This window comes from Kocuria sp. MNB10, from assembly GCF_054073685.1.
The window spans coordinates 737,031-757,733 of sequence record NZ_CM133411.1 but is presented as its reverse complement, the minus strand read 5'-3'; the positions used below and the strand labels follow the sequence as shown (position 1 = coordinate 757,733).

Genomic DNA, 20,703 nt, shown 5'->3' with positions numbered 1-20,703 from the left:
CGTCCGGACCCCTCAACGACCCCGCGGGAAACAACTACCGAGCACGCGCGGGCGGGCACTGATCCCCGCCCGCCCCTCGTGCTCGTGGCATGCAGCGGTGGCGCCGATTCCCTCGCGCTCGCCGCAGCGACTGCGCACCTCGCGCGGCGCGGCCGCGTGCGGGTGGGCGCCGTCGTGGTGGACCATGGACTCCAAGAGGGCTCGGCCGAGGTGGCCCGTGACGCGGCGCGCACCGTGCGGGAGCTCGGCCTCGAGCCCGTCGCGGTCGAGCGGGTCACGGTGGTGCGCGAGCACCACGGCCCCGAGATGGCCGCGCGCCTCGCCCGCTACGGCGCCCTCAGCGATGTCGCGCGCCGAACCGGCGCTGCCGCCGTCCTGCTCGGACACACACGGGACGACCAGGCGGAGACCGTGTTGCTGGGCCTCGCCCGGGGCTCGGGAACGCGCTCGCTGTCCGGGATGCCCGAGCGGCATCATGTCGACGACGTGCTGTACCTGCGTCCGTTCCTCAACGTCACGCGCGCCGAGACCGAGACGGTGTGCGCGGCCGAGGGGCTGTCGCCATGGCACGATCCCACCAACGCGGACACTGCACTGACCCGCGCACGCGTGCGCCACGAGGTCCTGCCCTATCTCGAGTCCCAGCTGGGGCCGGGGGTGGGCAGGGCACTGGCCCGCACGGCGTCGGTACTCGGCGCCGATGCCGACTACCTGGACGAACAGGCGTCCCTGGCGTTCGACGCCGCCCTGGTGCCCGCGGCGTCGTCCGGCTCGTCGGTCGTGCTGGACGGTGCCGTCCTCCAGGGGACCCCGGCGGCACTGCGCCGACGCATGCTCGCGAAGGGATGTGTCCTCGCGGGCGGGGAGACGCCCACGTTCGAACGGTTGAGCGCGCTCGAGCAGTTCGCGCTCGGGTACGGGGCGGCCGGGCCGGTGCAGATGGCGGGTAAGGTGGCAGCGTGGCGGCACCGCTCGGACGCGACCCATGCGCGAGGGTGCCTCGAGCTGCGCGGTGAGCGCGGACCTCGCCCGCTGGAGACAAGTCCACCCACGAACGACCCCGGGAGTGCACAGTGAAGGCCGAACACGTCCACGACGACCTGAGCAACGTCCTGTTCACCAAGGAACAGATCGCGCAGAAGGTCCGTGAACTCGCCCAGCAGATCGACCGCGACTACCACGGGCGGGACGTGCTGCTCGTGGGGGTGCTCAAGGGTGCGGTGATGGTCATGGCGGACCTCATGCGCGAGCTCGAGGGGCAGTACCCCATGGACTGGATGGCGGTGTCCTCCTACGGTTCGGGCACCAAGTCCTCGGGCGTGGTGCGCATCCTCAAGGACTTGGACACGGACCTGCACGGCAAGGACGTGCTGATCGTGGAGGACGTCATCGACTCGGGCCTCACACTGTCCTGGCTGCGCACCAACCTGGAGTCGCGCGGACCCGCCTCGGTGGAGATCTGCACGCTGCTGCGCAAGCCCGACGCCGCCAAGACGGACATCGACGTGCGCTATGTGGGCTGGGACATCCCCAACGAGTTCGTGGTGGGGTACGGGTTGGACTTCGCGGAGCAGTACCGCAACCTGGACTGCATCGCCACGCTCGCACCGCACGTTTACGAGTGAGTCGCGCACGGACCCTCACGCCCAGCCAATGTCGGGCAGAGGCGTGTACCGTGGCCCAATCGTGTGCGCTGTGAAAGAACGGACCGCACGCACGGCGTCGCAGCGCCATTCGAAGCGATAGATTGTGCCATACACGTCACGGCCACCGTTCCCCACCCCTCCGCCCCATGGAGACAGGTGCACGAGCGGGCCGTGACGAAACGTGTCACGTCCATGGGAGGATCAACGGCTTGGCCACGGCAAAAAAACCCACGAGTTTCTTCAAGGGTCCACTCTTCTGGATCCTGCTGGCCATTGTGGTCCTGGTTCCCGTGGGCGCCAGCGTGTTCAGCCCCACCTCGTCCCGCGTGGACACCAACGTGGGTCTGGAACTGCTCAGGGACCACAAGGTCGACGAAGCCAAGATCTACGACGGCGAGCAGAAGGTGGAGCTCAGCCTCAGGGACGATCTGAACCGGGACGGCCAGAACCTCGGTAAGGACGTGGAGTTCTTCTACGTCCAGCCCCGCGCGGAAGACGTCGTGCGGACCATGAACGACGCCCAGTTGAGCGGCTTCACGGACCAACCCGTGGAGAACAACTGGTTCCTGTCGCTCGTACGCTTCCTGCTCCCGTTCCTGATCATCCTGGGTATCTTCTGGTTCATCTTCGCCCGCATGCAGACCGGCGGGCAGGCCATGAAGTTCGGCCGGTCCAAGGCCAAGATGTTCAACAAGGAGAACTCCGAGGTCACGTTCGCGAATGTGGCCGGCGCGGATGAGGCCGTCCAGGAGCTCGACGAGATCAAGCAGTTCCTGGTGGAGCACGACCGCTTCACCGCTGTGGGTGCCAAGGTTCCCAAGGGTGTGCTGCTCTACGGCCCTCCGGGTACCGGCAAGACCCTGCTGGCCAAGGCCGTGGCGGGTGAGGCCGGTGTTCCGTTCTACTCGATCTCCGGTTCCGACTTCGTGGAGATGTTCGTGGGCGTGGGTGCGTCCCGCGTGCGCGACCTGTTCCAGCAGGCCAAGGAGAACGCCCCGGCCATCGTGTTCGTGGACGAGATCGACGCCGTGGGCCGCCAGCGCGGTGCCGGTATGGGCGGCGGCAACGACGAACGCGAGCAGACCCTGAACCAGTTGCTCGTGGAGATGGACGGCTTCGACGCCAACACGAACGTGATCCTGATCGCCGCGACCAACCGCCCGGACGTCCTGGACCCCGCGCTGTTGCGCCCGGGCCGTTTCGACCGCCAGATCGGCGTGGATGCCCCCGACATGAAGGGCCGCGAGCAGATCCTGCGCGTGCACTCCCAGAACAAGCCGCTCGCGAACAACGTGGACCTGGCCTCCGTGGCCAAGCGCACGCCAGGGTTCACGGGTGCGGAACTCGCGAACGTGATGAACGAGGCCGCGCTGTTGACCGCCCGCTCCCACGCGCAGCTGATCGACGACCGCGCGGTGGACGAGGCGATCGACCGCGTGATCGCCGGCCCGCAGAAGCGTTCCCGCGTGATGAAGGAACTCGAGCGCAAGGTCACCGCGTACCACGAGGGCGGCCACGCGCTCGTCGCCGCCGCACTGCGTAACACGGACCCCGTCACCAAGATCACGATCTTGCCGCGCGGCCGCGCGCTGGGCTACACCATGGTGATGCCCTCGGACGACAAGTACTCCACGACCCGCAACGAGCTGTTGGACCAGATGGCCTACGCCATGGGCGGTCGCGCGGCGGAGGAGATCGTGTTCCACGACCCCTCCACGGGTGCGTCCAACGACATCCAGAAGGCCACGGACACCGCGCGCAAGATGGTCACCCAGTACGGGATGAGCTCGCGGATCGGCTCGGTCAAGATCGGCGGGGACAACTCGGACCCGTTCGTGGGCCGCGAGATGGGCTCGGGCTCCAAGGAGTACTCGGACCACACGCTGGCCGTCGTGGACGACGAGGTGCGGGCACTGCTCGACCAGGCCCACACCGAGGCACACCAGATCCTGCTCGAGAACCGTCCCGTCCTGGACCGCCTGGCCCTGGAGCTGCTCGAAAAGGAAACCCTCAACGAGGCCCAGATCCAGGAGATCTTCCGGGACGTCACCAAGCGGGACCTGCGCCCGGTGTGGCTTTCCGGGGAGGAGCGCGAGGTCTCCGACATCCCGCCGGTGGTCACGTCCGCCGAACGGGAGGAGGCCCGCCGCAAGAACCTCCAGGACCCCAGCACCATGGCACCGCAGGACCAGGCCGTGGCCGCCAAGCCGGAACACCCGCTCGAGGTGCCCGAGCACCAGGACCCACAACCGGGGACCGACGCCTCCGGCGCGGGCCCGGACGGGCCGTCCGGACAGGAACCGGGCGGTGTGCGGCGGGAGAACCCCTGATGCACGGCACCCACGAGGACGATCCGCACGAGCCGGTGTCGGGGTCCTACGCGGACTACGCCGATGCCCCCCAGCTCGATCCGGCGATCGACCAACCTCGGATTGCGGCCGCGGTGCGCGAAATCCTGTTGGCCGTGGGGGAGGACCCGGACCGCGATGGTCTGCGGGACACCCCGGCCCGGGTGGCACGCGCGTACGCCGAGGTCTTCGCGGGTCTGCACCAGGACCCCGCGGACCTGCTGGCCACGTCCTTCGACATCGGCCACTCCGAGATGGTGCTCGTGCGGGACATCCCGTTCTACTCCACGTGCGAGCACCACCTGGTGCCGTTCCACGGGCTCGCTCACGTGGGGTACATCCCGGGTCCGGAAGGCAAGGTCACGGGCCTGTCCAAGCTCGCGCGGCTCGTGGACCTCTACGCCAAGCGTCCCCAGGTCCAGGAGCGGCTCACCACCCAGGTTGTTGAGGCCCTGAGCGAGCACCTGCACCCGGCCGGGGCGATCGTGGTGATCGAGTGCGAGCACCTGTGCATGTCCATGCGGGGGGTTCGCAAACCCGGTGCCAAGACCGTGACGTCGGCCGTGCGCGGTCAACTGCGTAACCCGGCAACCCGCGCCGAGGCCATGAACCTGATCCAGGCGGGGCACGCGCAATGAGCGCGCCGCACGACGCCGCGAGCTCGCCCGACGGCGTTCGGGCCCACCATGCCGGGCCCGCTCGGCACGCGCTTGGCTGGGGTTCGTTCGACGCGCTGCCCACCGGACGCACACTCGTGATGGGCATCCTCAACGTGACCCCAGATTCGTTCAGTGACGGCGGTCGCCACGACACCGAGGCCGCGGCGGTGGCGCACGGGCTGCTGCTTGCCGAACAGGGCGCGGACATCGTGGACGTGGGCGGGGAGTCCACCCGGCCCGACTCCGAACGGGTGGATCCGCGGGAGGAACAGCGGCGCGTGCTGGCCGTGATCCGCGAACTGAGCGACCGCGGCGTGGTCGTGAGCGTGGACACCCTGCACTCGGACACGGCCGAGGCCGCCCTGGACGCCGGGGCGCACATCATCAACGACGTCTCCGGGACGAACCTGGACCCCCGCATGATCGAGCTGGCCGGGGACCGGGGCGTGCCGTACGTGCTCATGCATTCGCGCGGGACCCCCCAGACCATGACGTCCCTCGCGGACTACGACGACACCGTGACCGAGGTGCTCGCCGAGCTCGAGCAGCTGCGGGAGCGCTGCCTCGCCGCGGGGATCCGCCCGGAGCACCTGATGGTGGACCCGGGGCTCGGCTTCGCCAAGGCGGGGGAGCAGAACTGGGAACTGCTGCGCGCCCTGCCCCGGCTGACCGGTCTCGGCAAGGTCCTCATCGCCGCGTCCCGCAAACGCTTCGTGGGCGCCCTGCTGGCCACGCAGGACGGACCGCGTCCCGTGGCTGAGCGGGACACTGCCACGGCAGCCATCAGCGCACTGTCCGCGTTCGGGGGAGCCTGGGCCGTGCGCGTTCACGACGTCCCGACCACGGTGGACGCGGTGGCCGCGGCCCACGCGTGGTGCGGCGTCGTCCCGGCCGTACTGCACCCCCGGGATATGCGAAACTGAGCCCGCCATGAACACACCCGCCCCTGACAAGAACCATCGCGATCGGATCACCCTCACCGGCCTGGGCGCGGTGGGCTATCACGGCGTGTTCGAGAAGGAACGCCGCAGCGGTCAGCCGTTCTTCGTGGACCTCGTGCTCTCCGTGGACCTGCGACCGGCCGGGACCAGCGACGACCTCACCCGCACCGTGCACTACGGGGAGGTCGCGGAAATGGTGCGGGAGATCATCATCGGGACCCGGTTCCAGTTGATCGAGGCCCTCGCGGAGGAGATCGCGCGGGCGCTCGTGGAGAATTTCCCCGCGGTGGCCGAGCTCGAGGTCACGGTCCACAAACCCAAGGCGCCGATCGACGTGACGTTCTCGGACGTGGCCGTGAGCATCCACCGCCGCCGCGGACACTACGAGGCGGGCGCGGACGGATGACGGCCCGGTGTGTTGTGGCCCTGGGGGCGAACCTGGGGCAGCGGTTGACGGTGCTGCGGCAGGCCGTGCGGGCGCTGGACGCGACACCCGGGATCAGTGTCACGGCGAGCTCACCGGTCGTGGAGACCCGCGCGGTGGGTGGACCGCAGGACTCCCCGGACTACCTCAACGCGGTCGTGGAACTGCGTACCCGGCTCACGCCGTTCGAGGTGCTCGCGGTGTGCCAGAGCATCGAGGCCGAGCACGGTCGCACGCGTGACGTGCGCTGGGGGCCGCGCACCCTGGACCTGGACGTCGTGTGGTTCGAGGACGTCCACAGCGACGATCCGCGTTTGCAGTTGCCGCACCCGCGGGCCCACGAACGCGCGTTCGTGCTCGAACCGTGGGCCCTCATGGATCCGCGGGCCCACCTCGACGGCCGTCCCGTCCGTAAGCTGGCCCGTGAGGCCTCGGACTTCGCGGATCTGACCGTGACCGAGCACCGCGTGCGACCGGAGGTGGGGTCCCCGTGCGATACCTGAACGTGTTGTCCCTCGTGGCGGCCGCCGCGGTCGCGGCGGCCGTGGGGTGGAGCCTCAATCACGTGGTGAGCGGGCAACACCAGAGCCTGCTCATCCTGCCGTGGCTCAGTCTGCTCGCCGAACTCGCGGCCGCGCTCGTGGTGGGGTACCTGGGGCTGCGGTTGCGCGCCTACCGGGACCCCGAACGCGGTGCCGGGCGACGTCGCGACCCGGCTCGGCGCAAACCGTACGATCCCGTGTGGGCCGTGGGCACGGCAGCGGCGGCGCAGGCGATCGCGTACTACGGAGCGCTGACCGCCGGGTGGCACGCCGGGATCGGCGTGGACCAGCTCACCCTGCTCGGGGTGCGTTCCACGCAGGAACCGTTGTGGCTGTGCATCGCCCAAGGCGCGGCGGGGATCGTGCTGGCGGTCGTGGGCTGGATCGTGGAGAAATCGTGTCGGCTCCCACCCGATGACCCCGACGCGGAGGAGGAAACCCCCTACGGTGGACGGCGGGACCCGTACGCCCCAGGAGAGGGAGGATATGCCCGCCACCGATGAACTGTCACCTCCGGGACTGACCTGGCACCGGGCGGCGCCCCAGTACGTTTCCGTACGCCTGATCAGCTCCGCCATCTCCACCGTCGTGTGGACCGCGGTCTTCTCGATCCCCCTGATCCTGGGTCTGCTCGGGACCTGGGGCGACCGCCCGCAGTGGTGGATGTGGGTGCTGTCCGGGATCGTGCTCGGGGTGGGTCTCGTGAACCTGTCCCTGATTCCGCGCCGGGTCCGGGCCATCGGCTACGCGGAGGCACCCACCGAACTGTGGCTGCGCAAGGGCCTGTTCTTCCGCAGCTTGACCGTGGTGCCGTACGGGCGGATGCAGTACGTGGACATCAAGACCGGGCCGGTGCTCAACGCGTTCGGGCTGGCCACGCTCACGCTCCACACCGCGTCCGCGGCCACGGACGCCGTGCTGCCCGGGCTACCCCGCGCGGAGGCAGGCCGGTTGCGCGAGCAGCTCACGGAGCGCGGGGAAGAGCACATGGTGGGGTTGTGATGAGCCCGGACCCGTCCCACCGCTACGCGCAGCCGGGGTCGCCGGCAGACCCGGGCTCCGGTCCGCTCCCCGGGCCCGCCCAGCGCACTGGCACGGGTCCAAGCCCCGGGGCGGACGCCGACGGCGCGTGGCACCGGGTGCACCCGCTCACGCCCTTCGTGCGCAGCTGGCTACTCGTGGTGGCCCTCGCGTGGGGCTTCGGCAACGTGTTCCTGGACGACCTCGTCACGGCGGTGCTCAACGGGGACCCCATCGAGATGGACGTGGGCGGGGCGGTGCAGCTCGCGGGCGCGGGCCTTGCGATCGCGATCCTGTGCGGTGTGCTCGGCCTGCTCATCGGTCTGGGTCTACTCTCGTGGTGGTTCATCCGCTACCAGATCACGGACGAACACGTGCGCCTGCGCACGGGGTGGCTGTTCCGCACGCACCGCCAGGCCCGCCTGGACCGGGTCCAGGGCATCGACATCGAGCGCAAGTTCGTCCCCCGGATCCTGGGTCTCGCGTCCTTGAAGTTCGACGTCGCAGACGGCGGGTCCAGCGTCCTCGAGCTGTCCTACCTTCGCCGCGACCACGCCCGCCAGCTGCGGCAACAACTGCTCGTGGCCGCGCACCACGCGTCGGACGCGCCGATCCCGCACACCGCCCCGGACGCCCACGAGGCGTCGGCCGCTCATGACGGCCAAGCAACGGGGGAGGCGGCTGCCGACCGGTACCGGGATCCGCAGGTCACCCGCCCCGGGCGCGTGGCGCCGTGGGACCGTTCGGCGGCGAGCGCCGTCGTCCCCGCCGTGGACTCCGGCGCGACCGACCGCTACCCCGCGTACCAGGGGAACCCCGCGGCCGGTACGGGCGAGCGCGGCCGGCGCGACACCGTGGACGTGCGGGCCGCCCGGAAGTACGGCCTGTTGGGTGAACAGGACGAGTTGCGGCGCGTGTTCACGGTGCCCACGAGCCGGGTGCTGCTGAGCCTCGTGTGTTCCCCGCCCGCCGTGATCCTGCTGCTCATGGCGGTGGCGGCGGTGATCGCCGCGTTCTGGAACGTCCAGGTGATGCGGGTCATGATCCCCAGTTTCGTCCCCCTGCTGCTCGGCGTGGTCTCCACGGTGTACTCGCGGCTCGAGAAGAGCTGGGGGTTCACGCTCAGCGTGGTCCCCTCCGGGGTGCGCACCCGATCCGGGTTGTTCAACGAGCGCTCCTCCACGATTCCCACGGGGAGGGTGCAGGCCTTGGAGGTCGGTAAACCCCTGATGTGGCGCGGTTTCGACGGCCACCACGTCCGGGTGATCACCGCGGGTAAAGGCGGCTCCGAGGGCACCGAGGGGCTCGGTTCCACGGTGTTGCCCGTGGGCACACTCGAGAACGTGCACGAGATCCTCGACCTCGTGCTGCCGCTCGAACACGCGCCCACCGAGCTCGTGGACCAGGGACTCACGGGGATCGGCGGCTCGGAGGACTTCACCACGAGCCCCCGGAGGGCCCGCTGGTTGGATCCGCTCACGTGGCGTCGCACGGGCTTCGCCTTGAACACGTCCGCGCTCGTGCTGCGGTGGGGCAGACTCGCACGGCACGCGAGCGTGATCCCGCACCACAAGACGCAGTCCGTGGCCGTGACCCAGGGTCCCGTGGACCGGCGGTTGCGGCTGAGTGGTTTCGCGGTGCACGTGACCCCCGGGTCGGTGACCACGTCCGTGCACCACCTGGACACCGCACAGGTCCGCGAGCTGCAGGCACGCCACACGGACCTTGCCCGCGCGGCGCGCGACCGCGTCAACGGTCGGGGCCGCGAACAGCACGCCACTGCGCTGGCCGGCACGCCCGACCCGCGGGGGAGCTGACGCGCGTGCGCTACTCTGTGCGTGCCGTCGTCCCCGTCGAGGAGAATTTCCGTGAGACAACCCAGTGACCGCCCGGGCCGGTTGGGCGTGGGCGTGATCAGTGCCGGCAAGGTGGGCGCGGTGCTGGGCGCCGCGCTGCGGGCCGCGGGACACGCCGTCGTGGGTGTGCACGCGTCCTCCGAACAGAGCCGGGAGCGCGCGGGTGCCCTGTTGCCGGACGTGCCCGTGTTGGACGTCCCCACGATCGTGGAACGCAGTGAACTCGTACTGCTCGCGGTCCCGGACGACCAACTACCAGGTCTGGTGAGCGGGCTCGGTGCCACGGGCGCGTGGCAACCCGGTCAGCTCGTGGTGCACACCGCGGGGCGCTACGGCACGGATGTGCTCGAACCCGTGCGCCGTGCCGGGGGGATTGGCCTGGCCGTGCACCCCGCCATGACTTTCACGGGGCTCAGCCTGGACCTGCACCGGCTCGCGGACTGCAGCTTCGGCGTCACCGCCGCGGCACCCGTCCTGCCCATCGCGCAAGCTCTCGTGGTGGAGATGGGCGCCGAGCCCGTGGTGATCGCGGAAGCGGATCGCCCCCTGTACCACGCGGCGCTCGCCCACGGTTCCAACCACGTGATGACCCTGCTCGGGGAGTCCATGCAAGTGCTCGGGCAGATCGGGGTCACCCACCCGGAACGCGTCCTGGGCCCCCTCGCGCGCGCCACGGTGGACAACGCCCTGGCCTCCGGGGAGGACGCCCTGACCGGTCCCGTGGCCCGCGGGGACGTCGCCACGGTGGCCGCCCACGTCGCCGCCCTACGGGAGCTATCCCAAGATGGGGTCTCCGCCGCCGACGCCGCCCGCTCGCCCGAGCGCGTCACGGCACCCGACGCCTCCGTGCGGGGAGCGCGCCAGGCGGACGCCGGGGAGCAGTTGTTGGCGGGGTACCGCGCACTGGCGCGGCAGACCGCGGCCCGCGCGGCGTCGTCGGGCCGGATCGACGAGACGACCTATCGCGCGGTGCTTGCCGCGCTCGACGGAGAGGAACGCCCGTGACGGGACCCGTGGTGTGCACCACCGTGGCGCAGTTGCGCGAGGAGATCGGGGCGCGCGTGACCCGCGGCGCCCGCACCGTGGGGTTGTTCCCCACCATGGGTGCCCTGCACGACGGGCACGCGCGGATCGCGCAGCGCACGCGTGCGGAGAACGACCTCGCGGTGGTGTCCGTGTTCGTCAACCCGCTGCAGTTCGGTCCCGGCGAGGACTTCGAGAGCTACCCGCGGGACCTGGACGGGGACGTTGCGCGGCTCGCCGAGGTGGGTGTGGACCTCGTCTTCGCGCCGTCGGTCGAGCAGATGTACCCGGACGGGACGCCCGTAGTGTCCGTGACCTCCGGGCGGGCAGGGTCGATCCTGGAGGGGGCCACGCGCCCCGGGCACTTCGACGGCGCCCTGACCGTGGTCAACAAGCTGTTCACGATCGCGGCACCGGGCCCCGCCGCCGAACTGCGGGCCTATTTCGGGGAGAAGGACGCGCAGCAACTGCTGCTCATGCAGCGGATGGTGCGTGATTTCGATCACCCGGTGGAGATCCGTGCGGTGCCCATCGTGCGCTCGGAGCAAGGGCTCGCCCTGTCCTCGCGCAACCAGTACCTCTCCGCCGAGCAGGCCGACCACGCGCTCGTGCTGCACCGGACGTTGCGCGCGCTCGCGGCAGGGGAGCTCACGCTCGAGCGGGCGCGCAGCGCCATCGACGCCGAGCCGGAGGTGCGCCTGGACTACCTCGTGACCGTGGACCCGGGAGATCTTTCCCTCGTGGAACCCGGCCCCGGGACCCTCGCGCTCGTGGCGGCGTGGGTGGGTCCCACCCGCCTGATCGACAACATGCGAATCTGAGCGCGGGCGGTATCCTGGTCCATTGTGACCGAGCAGCCCGAATCCACCGTTCCCGCAGACACCGCCAGCACCGATCCGGAGCTGAGCGCCCACGAGCTCAACGATCAGATGGCCGTGCGCGCCGCCAAGCGCCAGGCAGCGCAGGACGCCGGGATGGCGCCCTATCCCGTGGACGTGCACCGCACCACGACCCTTGCCGCGGTCCGTGAGCAGTTCGGTCAGCTCGAAGCCGGGGAGGAGACCGAGCACGTCGTGACCGTGGCCGGTCGTGTGGTCCACGTGCGCAACACCGGCAAGTTGTGCTTCGCGACCCTCCAGGAGGGGGACGGCACCCGGCTGCAGGCCATGCTCTCCAAGGTCAACGTGGGGGACGAACCCCTCGCGCAGTGGAAGGCCCTCGTGGACCTTGGCGACTTCGTGGCCATCACCGGTCGCGTGATCAGCTCGCGGCGCGGGGAGCTGTCCGTGATGGCGGACTCGTGGACCATGGCCTCCAAGGCCCTGCGCCCCCTGCCCACCATGCATAAGGAACTCAACGAGGAAACCCGGGTGCGGCAGCGCTACCTGGACCTGATCGTGCGCCAGGAGGCCCGCGACGTCGTCCTCACGCGCTCCACAATCACGCGCACCGTACGCCGTGTCATGGAGGAACAGGGGTACGTGGAGATCGAGACCCCCATGCTCCAGCTCGTGCACGGCGGGGCCGCGGCGCGCCCATTCGGTACCCACCTCAACGCGTTCGACCAGGACATGACGCTGCGTATCGCTACCGAGCTGTATCTCAAGCGCGCGGTCGTGGGCGGTATCGACAGGGTTTTCGAGATCGGCCGGGTCTTCCGTAACGAGGGTGTGGATTCCTCCCACAGCCCGGAATTCACCACGCTCGAGGCGTATGAGGCCTACGCCGATCAATTCGTGATGGCGCAGCGGATCCAGGAGATCATCCAGGAATGCGCCCGCGCGCTTGGTGTGGACGGGGTGGACACCGAGGACGGCCGCATTGATTTGTTCGGGGAGTGGGCATGGGTTTCCGTGTATCCGGGGCTGTCCGAGGCCGTGGGACGGGAGATCACCCCGGACACGGATGTCACGGAACTGCGAAAGATCGCCGCTCAGCGCGATATCCAAGTGAATCCTGCATGGGACGCACAGAAACTCGTCATGGAACTCTTCGAGGAAATCGTGGAGCCCACCCTGATCCAACCCACGTTCGTGTACGACTACCCGCCGGCCGCACAACCGCTCGCCCGGCCCCACCGCGAGAAGCCGGGGTTGATCGAGGCGTGGGACCTGATCATCGGAGGGATGGAGCGTGGCACCGCGTTCTCCGAGCTCGTGGACCCGGTGGTGCAGCGCGACCGGCTCACGGAGCAGTCCCGGCTCGCCGCGGCGGGGGACGACGAGGCCATGCAGCTGGACGAGGACTTCCTGCGGGCCCTCGAATACGGCGCGCCGCCCATGGGCGGGCTCGGCCTGGGGCTGGACCGGCTCATCATGCTGTTCACCAACCTGGGCATCCGGGACACCATCCTCTTCCCCCTCATGAAGCCCGAGTGAACCGGCCCGGCGCAGTACCGCGTCCAGCCGCCGTCCAGTCCTGGAGAGGATGATCACCGTCATGGATTACCTGGCCGTCTTCGTACCCTCACTCGGTGTGGGTGTGGTCTTCTACCTCGTGATGCGCTGGTTGCTGCGCGGGGACAGGACCGAGCGCAGTGCGCAGGCACAGGCCCGCGACGACGCCGAGCAGTGGTACCGCTCGGTACGCGAACGCGAGGGGGACAAAGTCCCGTTCGGATATCAGGAGGATAAGCCCCGGCAACAACGGGGTCTGGGCTTACGCAACAGCATTCCTATTCGTGAATCCCCGGAAGATCCCAATAGACCGTGATGACAATTATTCGAATATCTGCCATGATAGGACCGTGAATCCGCGGTCCCTGCATTTCATTCCGGGGACGTTCCCATGGGTGAATCCGAACAGTTTCCATGAGGAATGGAGATCGGAATCACACGGGGGACAAATTCCTGTGTTTCACCCCACAGCATGAATTTGCTAGCGCGAATAATTGATCGACGAGCCCGTAGGGCGTTTGGAGGAGCTGGAGCATGGCTCAGACCGTGAAAATCATTCTTGAAGACGATATCGACGGCGGCGAGGCCAATGAGACCGTGCGTTTCGGTCTGGACGGCGGCCAGTACGAGATCGACCTGAGCTCGGCCAACGCCACCAAGCTGCGCGACGCCCTGCGTCCCTACGTCGCGGCCGGTCGCCGCGCGTCCGCCAAGAGCGGGCGCAGCCAGAACACCACCACGCGCCCGAACCGCTCGGGCAACCCCGAGACCCCCAAGATCCGCGCGTGGGCCAAAAAGCAGGGCCTGCAGGTCTCGGACCGCGGCCGCATCCACCAGGACATCCAGGACAAGTACTACGCCGCTCACAACGACTGAGTTCGTAGCACACCCCGGCATCACGGCCGGAACACGCCGCAACAGGCGTGTTCCGGCCGTTGTCGTCGGTACCGGGGAGCACGGGACGGGGAGTTGCGAAAGGCCCCCCGGGGGGAATTTTGCTGAGGGCTGGATACCGTGCGCCAGTGGCGAACAGTGCCGGAAACGCCGCGCGGGATGCCTAGCATCGTTGACAGAGATCAATGAAGGAGTATCCATGTTCGAACGCTTCACCGACCGCGCCCGCAGGGTCGTCGTGCTGGCCCAGGAAGAGGCCAGGATGCTCAACCACAACTACATCGGGACCGAGCACCTGCTGCTCGGCCTGATCCACGAGGGTGAGGGCGTCGCCGCCAAGGCCCTCGAGTCCATGGGCATCACCCTGAGCGCCGCCCGCGAGCAGGTCCAGGACATCATCGGCCCGGGCCAGCAAGCGCCCTCGGGTCACATCCCGTTCACGCCCCGCGCCAAGAAGGTGCTCGAGCACTCGCTGCGCGAGGCCCTGCAGTTGGGGCACAACTACATCGGGACCGAGCACATCCTGCTCGGGATCATCCGCGCCGGCGAGGGCGTGGCCTCCCAGGTGCTCGTCAAGCTCGGCGCCGATCCCGGCAAGGTCCGCGCCACGGTGCTGGAACTGATCTCCGGTTACCAGTCCGGCAACGCCGGCGGGGAGAAGGAAGCCGCCGGTGTCGGCACCGGTGGCCGCGCCGAGGGCGCTCCCGCGGGTTCGGCCGTGCTGGACCAGTTCGGTCGCAACCTCACCGCCGCCGCGCGCGAGTCCACGCTGGACCCCGTGATCGGGCGCTACCGCGAGATGGAGCGCGTGATGCAGGTGCTCTCCCGGCGCACCAAGAACAACCCGGTGCTGATCGGTGAACCCGGTGTCGGTAAGACCGCAGTCGTGGAGGGCCTGGCCCAGGCGATCGTGCGCGGGGACGTCCCCGAGACGCTTAAGGACAAGCAGCTCTACACGCTGGACCTGGGATCGCTCGTGGCCGGTTCCCGTTACCGCGGTGACTTCGAGGAACGCCTCAAGAAGGTGCTCAAGGAGATCCGTACGCGCGGGGACATCATCCTGTTCATCGACGAGATCCACACGCTCGTGGGTGCGGGTGCCGCGGAAGGCGCGATCGACGCCGCGTCGATCCTCAAGCCCATGCTGGCGCGCGGCGAGCTGCAGACCATCGGTGCCACCACGCTGGACGAGTACCGCAAGCACATCGAGAAGGACGCCGCCCTCGAACGGCGCTTCCAGCCCATCCAGGTGGACGAGCCCTCCGAGGCCCACGCCGTGGAGATCCTCAAGGGCCTGCGCGACAAATACGAGGCGCACCACCGCGTGTCCATCTCGGACGACGCGCTGGAGGCCGCGGTGCACATGTCCGCGCGCTACGTCTCGGACCGGTTCCTGCCCGACAAGGCCATCGACCTGATCGACGAGGCCGGTGCACGTCTGCGCATCAAGCGCATGACCGCGCCGCCGGAGATCAAGGCCCTGGACCAGAAGATCGCGGACACCAAGCGTGCCAAGGAAGCCGCGATCGAGGGCCAGGACTACGAGAAGGCCGCGTCCCTGCGCGACACCGAGCAGAAGCTCATCGCCGAGCGCGACGAGAAGGACACCGCGTGGCGCGAGGGCGACGACCAGATCTCGGAGGTGACCCCGGAGGTCATCTCGGACGTCCTGTCCGCCTCCACGGGTGTGCCCGTGTACAAGCTCTCCGAGGAGGAGTCCGGGCGGCTGCTGCACATGGAGGACGAGTTGCACAAGCGCGTCATCGGGCAGAACGAGGCCATCAAGGCCCTGTCCCGCTCCATCCGCCGTACCCGAGCTGGTCTGAAGGACCCGCGCCGCCCGGGTGGCTCGTTCATCTTCGCCGGGCCCACTGGTGTGGGTAAGACCGAGCTGGCCAAGGCGCTCGCGGAGTTCCTGTTCGGTGACGAGGACGCCCTGATCACGCTGGACATGTCCGAGTACCAGGAGAAGCACACCGTCTCCCGGCTCTTCGGTGCCCCTCCGGGCTACGTGGGGTACGAGGAGGGCGGTCAGTTGACCGAGAAGGTCCGTCGCAAGCCGTTCTCCGTGGTGCTGTTCGACGAGGTCGAGAAGGCCCACCAGGACCTCTTCAACTCGCTGCTGCAGATCCTCGAGGACGGTCGCCTGACCGACTCGCAGGGCCGTGTGGTGGACTTCAAGAACACCGTGATCATCATGACCACGAACCTCGGTACCCGGGACATCTCCCGCACGGTTCCCGTGGGCTTCCAGGCCAGCGGGGACGCGGCCACGTCCTACGACCGAATGCAGGCCAAGGTGCAGGAGGAGCTCAAGGAGCACTTCCGTCCCGAGTTCCTCAACCGCGTGGACGAGATCATCGTGTTCCCGCAGCTGAGCGAGAGTGAGATCGTGCAGATCGTGGACCTGTTCGTGGCGCGCCTGCAGCGGCGGTTGCGTGAGCAGGACATGTCCATCTCGCTGTCCGACGCCGCCAAGCAGTTGCTCGCCAAGAAGGGCTACGACCCCGCGATGGGTGCCCGGCCGCTGCGCCGGACCATACAGCGTGAGATCGAGGACCAGCTCTCCGAGCGGATCCTGTTCGGCGAGATCGCCTCGGGCGAGAAGATCTCGGTGGACGTCGAGGGTGAGGGCGACGGCGCCACCTTCACCTTCTCCTCCACGCCCATGTCCGAGCTCTCCGACGACGAGATCCGGGAGATCGAGAACACCCCGGCGTTCTCGGACGACGCCGACAGCCAGTCGGGCAAAGACGTGCCGCGCTCGCCCCACTCGGGGCCCGACAGCGGCGGGGGAGCGGCCCAGGCGCAGGCCTGAGCCACCCCGCGCGGTGCCCGGCACCGCGGCGCCTCCGCGAGCGGGCGGCGTCGTCGACCACAACGGTCGGCGGCGCCGCCCGCTCGCGTTCGAACGGACGCGTACAGTCGTGGGCATGGTAGAGATCCGCATCCGCCCCGCCCGGACCTCGGACGTCCACGGCATCAAGGAGCTCGTGGCGCCCATGGCGGCCGAGCGCATCCTGATCACCAAGGACACGGTGACGTACTTCGAGAGTATCCAGGAGTTCGTGGTTGCGGAGGACGACGCCGGGAACCTCGTGGGCTGCGGGGCCTTGCACGTGATGTGGGAGGACCTCGCGGAGGTGCGCACCCTGGCCACGTCCCCCGCGGCGCGCGGTCATGGCGTGGGCGGGCGGATGATCGAGGAACTGCTGGCCCGTGCGGCTCGGCTCGGGGTCGGCCGGGTTTTCTGCCTGACCTTCGAGGTGGCGTTCTTCGCGCGGCACGGATTCGCCGTGATGGAGAACCAGGAGACCATCGAGCCCGAGGTCTTCGCAGAGCTGTTGCGTTCCCACGACGAGGGCGTCGCGGAGTTCCTGGACCTGGCCCGGGTCAAACCCAACACGCTGGGCAACACGCGGATGATCCGCGCGATCACCCCGGAAGGCTGACCGCGCCGTCGTCCGACCTGACTCGTGCCACTTGAGAGCTCCTGGCTGACTTGGCCGGTGTTGTCGCTGGTCAGGGTCCTGTGGCGGGGGTCGGCGACACACTAATCGGGTGGGTAGGGTCGGACCGTGGTGTTCGTGCGTAAGGTCCGGACGGCGTCGGGGGCGACGGCGGTGCAGATCGCTGAGCGCCGGGGCGGGCGGGACAAAGTCCTCGAGCACCTGGGCTCAGCGCACACCGAGGCCGAGCTGACCGCGCTGTTGGAGGCCGCCCGGGTGAAGATGCACCCGGGTCAGGGCGAGCTCGACCTGAGCGCGGGCGCGGTGCCGGCGGGGCAGTCGGTGATCACCGGCAAGTGCAGCGCACTGCTGTGGCACGTGCTGACCAGCGCGTACGCCAGGTTGGGGTTCGATGCCCTGGGCGATGAGGCGTTCAAGGCGCTGGTGCTGGCGCGGATCGTGGAACCCACGAGCAAGGCCGACTCGCTGCGGGTGCTGGACGAGCTCGGTGTGCCGCACGCGTCGCTGCGCACGATGTTCCGGTGCCTGGCCCGGGCCCAGGAACGCGGCTACCGCGACCAGGTCGCCGCGGCGTGCTTCGCCCACGCCGCCGGGCACGGGGACCTGTCGCTGGTCCTGTACGACGTAACCACCCTCTACTTCGAGGCCGAGCAGGAGGACGAGCTGCGCAAGGTCGGCTATTCGAAGGAGCGGCGCGTGGACCCGCAGGTCGTCGTGGGGCTGCTCGTGGACCGTGCCGGGTTCCCGCTGGAGGTGGGGTGCTTCGAGGGCAACAAGGCCGAGACCGCCACGATCCTGCCGATCATCGAGCAGTTCCAGCAGCGCCACAACCTGGCCGACATCGTGGTGGTCGCCGACGCGGGCATGCTCTCCTCATCGAACCTCAAGGAGCTGGATGCGGCCGGGTTGCGGTTCATCGTCGGCTCGCGGGTCACCAAGGCCCCCGGCGACCTCGCTTCTCATTTCCGGTGGCACGGGGATGCGTTCACCGACGGACAGATCATCGACACCATCACTCCACGGGTGGCCACCACCAAGGCGGCCTCGGTCAACGACGTCACCAAGCGCGCCGAACCCGTGTGGGACCCCGCGGTGCACGATCGGTCGTGGCGGGCGGTATGGGCGTACTCCGTCAAGCGCGCCGCACGGGACCGGGCCACCCTCACCCTGCAGGAGAACCGCGCCAAGGCGGTCATCGCCGGCGAGAAGCCAGCCCGCACACCGCGGTTCGTGAAGACGGTGAACGGCTCGACGCGCCTGGACGAGGACGCCCTGACCCGCGCCCGCAGCCTGGCCGGGCTGAAGGGCTACGTCACCAACCTGCCCGTCACGACCATGCCCGCAGCGGAGGTGATCGCCTCCTACCACTCGTTGTGGCAGGTCGAGGCCTCGTTCCGGATGAGCAAGACCGACCTGCGGGCCAGGCCCATGTTCCACCACGACCGCGATGCCATCGAGGCCCACCTCACCATCATCGTCACCGCCCTGGCCGTCGCCCGTCACCTGCAGGATCAGACCGGGATGAGCATCAAGAAGATCGTCCAGGCCCTACGCCCGCTGCAACAGGTCACCGTCGTCATCGCCGGTCACCCCCACGTCGCCGCCGACCCGCTGACCGGCAGCCAGCGAGATCCTCACCGCCACCGGCACCGAATGGCCAACACACTAAATTGGCACGACTCGGGTCACCCCGGAAGGCTGACCGCGCCGTCGTCCGAGGTGGCCAGACCGTCCGCGAGCAGTCCGTTCAACGCACGCTCCCGTTGTTCGGCGGGCGCGGGCAGCCGCCACAGGGCCCCGAGCCGTTCGATCACCACAGCGGGCGGGGCCGCGTGCTCCCCGGCGATCTGTTCCGAGCCCGCGAGGTCCGTGAGCAGCAAGTGCGCGGGCACGGGCTCGTCCGCGGCGCGCAGCACCGCCATCATGGCCCCGCGGACCTGGCGGTCCGTGCCGTGCCACAACTGGCCCCTGGGCGTCTCCTGCGCGGGAGGGCTGCCAGCCGCGACCCACGCGCAGTCCCACCGCACGGGGCACTCGTCGCAGCGCGGGGAACGCGTGGTGCAGATCAGTGCCCCCAGCTCCATCACGGCCTGGTTCCACGCGACCGATTCCGCGACGTCCTGCGGCAGGACGTCCTGCGCCAACCGGGTCTCCGCCGCGGTGAGGGAACGGGACGGCAGGGCCCGCCCGGAGAACACCCGGGCCTCGACCCGGCGGATGTTCGTGTCCACGACCGTGTGGCGCTGACCGAACGCGAACACGGCCACTGCCGCCGCGGTGTACGCGCCGATCCCGGGCAATGCCAACAGCTGTGCGTGGTCCTCGGGCACCCGCCCGTCGTGCTCTACGGCGATGTTCTGGGCAGCCGCTTGCAGCCGCAGCGCGCGGCGCGGGTAGCCGAGCCTGTCCCACGCGCGCAGGACCTCCGCGGGCGACGCCGCCGCGAGATCGCCCGGTTCCGGCCACTGTTCGAGCCACCGGCGCCACACCGGCAGGACGCGCCCCACCGGGGTCTGCTGCAGCATGATCTCGCTCACGAGAACCTGCCACGGTGTGCGTTCGGGCGCGCGCCACGGCAGGTCGCGGGACGCCCGCCGGTACCACTCGATCACGGCTGCGTGAATGCCGTGAAGTCGCTCGTTGCGGGCTGGTGTGCGGCTCGAGTTCATAACTGTCCACGGTAGCCTGGAGACCATGGCTTCCGGTTCCGAACAGCACGATCCCCCCACGTCCCCCGCGGAATCCGCAGACACCGGGGGCAGGCTCCCGGAGCACGTCTACCGGCGACGCCGCATGGTCGCGCTCGCCGTGATCGTCGCCCTGGTCCTGGCCCTGCTGTGGGCAGTGGTCTCGGGCGTGCGCGCACTCACGGCACCGGACGCCGACGGCACGAATGCCACGCAGCAGCCCGACGCCGCGGCGCAGCCGAGCACGGATCCGCAGAACAAGTTCGCGGACTTCACTGCCCGGCCCACACCGTCCGGGTCTGGTGCACCCGGCGCGTCCGGCAGCCCGAGTGCGAGCAGTACGGCGGCGCCGGAATGCGGCGCGGATCTGGCGGTGAGTGCTGCGACCGACGAACAGAGTTACGCGGCGGGCCAGAACCCGGTGCTCGAACTGACCCTCGAGAACAAGGGCCAGCATCCGTGCCGCGTGGACGCCGGTAGCAATCACATGGCCTTCGTGGTGACCTCCGGCGCGGACACCGTCTTTGATTCACGGCACTGCGCGGCAGCCGGTGAGGACCGTCAGATCACCCTGGACACGGGGCAGAAGGAGACCGCACGGCTCACGTGGAACCGGGTGCGCACCGCGGAGGGCTGCCCGGCCGGCCAGTCCGAGGCGCTCGCCGGGTACTACAACCTCACGACGTCGCTCGGGGACGTCGCGAGCCAGCAGGCCGTTTTCAGCCTGCAGTGAGTGGGCGACGGGCGGCTCGCGGCTCGCGCAGATCCACTGGCGACGGCGGTCCCGGGGCTCGCGC

19 protein-coding genes and 1 pseudogene are annotated in these 20,703 nt (G+C 69.4%); 19 read left to right on the top strand and 1 reads right to left on the bottom strand.

Annotated features, from left to right (window positions below; genetic code table 11):
- The first annotated feature begins 84 nt into the window (after nt 1-84).
- The 18 genes and pseudogenes from tilS (at nt 85) to ACW9PK_RS03245 (ending at nt 18,888) form a co-directional block, all read left to right on the top strand.
- Nucleotides 85-1,077 (top strand): tRNA lysidine(34) synthetase TilS, encoded by a 993-nt coding sequence (gene tilS, locus ACW9PK_RS03330; protein ID WP_457016483.1) that lies wholly within the window; start codon nt 85-87, stop codon nt 1,075-1,077.
- The gene (gene hpt / locus ACW9PK_RS03325; protein WP_085108084.1) at nt 1,074-1,625 is read left to right on the top strand and encodes a hypoxanthine phosphoribosyltransferase; all 552 of its coding nucleotides are present in this window, start codon (nt 1,074-1,076) and stop codon (nt 1,623-1,625) included. The genes tilS and hpt overlap by 4 nt, the downstream gene beginning before the upstream one ends.
- Nucleotides 1,626-1,855: 230 nt before the next feature.
- Nucleotides 1,856-3,976: an ATP-dependent zinc metalloprotease FtsH gene (ftsH, locus tag ACW9PK_RS03320; RefSeq protein WP_457016481.1), complete on the top strand. Its 2,121-nt coding sequence runs from the start codon at nt 1,856-1,858 to the stop codon at nt 3,974-3,976.
- Complete coding sequence (gene folE, locus ACW9PK_RS03315) at nt 3,976-4,632, top strand: GTP cyclohydrolase I FolE (protein ID WP_457016478.1); 657 nt, start codon at nt 3,976-3,978, stop codon at nt 4,630-4,632. The genes ftsH and folE overlap by 1 nt, the downstream gene beginning before the upstream one ends.
- Entirely contained in the window at nt 4,629-5,576 is a 948-nt protein-coding gene (folP, locus tag ACW9PK_RS03310; protein ID WP_457016476.1) for a dihydropteroate synthase, read from the top strand. The genes folE and folP overlap by 4 nt, the downstream gene beginning before the upstream one ends.
- A gap of 7 nt (nt 5,577-5,583) precedes the next feature.
- Nucleotides 5,584-6,000, top strand: a complete 417-nt coding sequence (gene folB / locus ACW9PK_RS03305; protein ID WP_144932089.1) for a dihydroneopterin aldolase — start codon at nt 5,584-5,586, stop codon at nt 5,998-6,000.
- Nucleotides 5,997-6,521 carry a 2-amino-4-hydroxy-6-hydroxymethyldihydropteridine diphosphokinase gene (gene folK / locus ACW9PK_RS03300; RefSeq protein WP_457016474.1) on the top strand — a complete coding sequence of 175 codons (525 nt, stop codon included), beginning with the start codon at nt 5,997-5,999 and terminating at the stop codon, nt 6,519-6,521. Before folB ends, folK begins: the two co-directional genes overlap by 4 nt.
- Nucleotides 6,509-7,063, top strand: coding sequence for a DUF3180 domain-containing protein (locus ACW9PK_RS03295; RefSeq protein WP_085108101.1), 555 nt, complete (start codon nt 6,509-6,511; stop codon nt 7,061-7,063). The genes folK and ACW9PK_RS03295 overlap by 13 nt, the downstream gene beginning before the upstream one ends.
- Complete coding sequence (locus ACW9PK_RS03290) at nt 7,047-7,562, top strand: PH domain-containing protein (RefSeq protein WP_457016471.1); 516 nt, start codon at nt 7,047-7,049, stop codon at nt 7,560-7,562. Before ACW9PK_RS03295 ends, ACW9PK_RS03290 begins: the two co-directional genes overlap by 17 nt.
- Nucleotides 7,562-9,397 carry a PH domain-containing protein gene (locus ACW9PK_RS03285; RefSeq protein ID WP_457016469.1) on the top strand — a complete coding sequence of 612 codons (1,836 nt, stop codon included), beginning with the start codon at nt 7,562-7,564 and terminating at the stop codon, nt 9,395-9,397. The genes ACW9PK_RS03290 and ACW9PK_RS03285 overlap by 1 nt, the downstream gene beginning before the upstream one ends.
- 51 nt (nt 9,398-9,448) lie before the next feature.
- Nucleotides 9,449-10,441 carry a Rossmann-like and DUF2520 domain-containing protein gene (locus ACW9PK_RS03280; RefSeq protein ID WP_085108109.1) on the top strand — a complete coding sequence of 331 codons (993 nt, stop codon included), beginning with the start codon at nt 9,449-9,451 and terminating at the stop codon, nt 10,439-10,441.
- Complete coding sequence (panC, locus tag ACW9PK_RS03275; protein WP_206479341.1) at nt 10,438-11,280, top strand: pantoate--beta-alanine ligase; 843 nt, start codon at nt 10,438-10,440, stop codon at nt 11,278-11,280. Before ACW9PK_RS03280 ends, panC begins: the two co-directional genes overlap by 4 nt.
- Before the next feature lie 108 nt (nt 11,281-11,388).
- Complete coding sequence (gene lysS / locus ACW9PK_RS03270; RefSeq protein WP_241247141.1) at nt 11,389-12,837, top strand: lysine--tRNA ligase; 1,449 nt, start codon at nt 11,389-11,391, stop codon at nt 12,835-12,837.
- A gap of 61 nt (nt 12,838-12,898) precedes the next feature.
- Nucleotides 12,899-13,171, top strand: a complete 273-nt coding sequence (locus ACW9PK_RS03265) for a hypothetical protein (RefSeq protein ID WP_240918959.1) — start codon at nt 12,899-12,901, stop codon at nt 13,169-13,171.
- Nucleotides 13,172-13,389: 218 nt separating this feature from the next.
- Nucleotides 13,390-13,731: a histone-like nucleoid-structuring protein Lsr2 gene (locus ACW9PK_RS03260; RefSeq protein ID WP_035959173.1), complete on the top strand. Its 342-nt coding sequence runs from the start codon at nt 13,390-13,392 to the stop codon at nt 13,729-13,731.
- Between the two features lie 217 nt (nt 13,732-13,948).
- The gene (locus tag ACW9PK_RS03255) at nt 13,949-16,567 is read left to right on the top strand and encodes an ATP-dependent Clp protease ATP-binding subunit (protein ID WP_368844804.1); all 2,619 of its coding nucleotides are present in this window, start codon (nt 13,949-13,951) and stop codon (nt 16,565-16,567) included.
- A 115-nt stretch (nt 16,568-16,682) separates the two neighbouring features.
- The gene (locus tag ACW9PK_RS03250; protein ID WP_179861259.1) at nt 16,683-17,201 is read left to right on the top strand and encodes an amino-acid N-acetyltransferase; all 519 of its coding nucleotides are present in this window, start codon (nt 16,683-16,685) and stop codon (nt 17,199-17,201) included.
- Between the two features lie 126 nt (nt 17,202-17,327).
- Nucleotides 17,328-18,888, top strand: a pseudogene (locus ACW9PK_RS03245) (IS1634 family transposase).
- Nucleotides 18,889-18,904: 16 nt separating this feature from the next.
- Here the strand turns inward: ACW9PK_RS03245 and ACW9PK_RS03240 are convergent.
- Nucleotides 18,905-19,915 (bottom strand): A/G-specific adenine glycosylase, encoded by a 1,011-nt coding sequence (locus tag ACW9PK_RS03240; protein ID WP_457016464.1) that lies wholly within the window; start codon nt 19,913-19,915, stop codon nt 18,905-18,907.
- On the opposite strand from ACW9PK_RS03240, the gene ACW9PK_RS03235 reads away from it, so the two are divergent.
- Nucleotides 19,914-20,639 carry a hypothetical protein gene (locus ACW9PK_RS03235; RefSeq protein WP_457016462.1) on the top strand — a complete coding sequence of 242 codons (726 nt, stop codon included), beginning with the start codon at nt 19,914-19,916 and terminating at the stop codon, nt 20,637-20,639. The two genes, ACW9PK_RS03240 and ACW9PK_RS03235, sit on opposite strands and share 2 nt — an antisense overlap.
- The last annotated feature ends 64 nt before the right edge of the window (nt 20,640-20,703 follow it).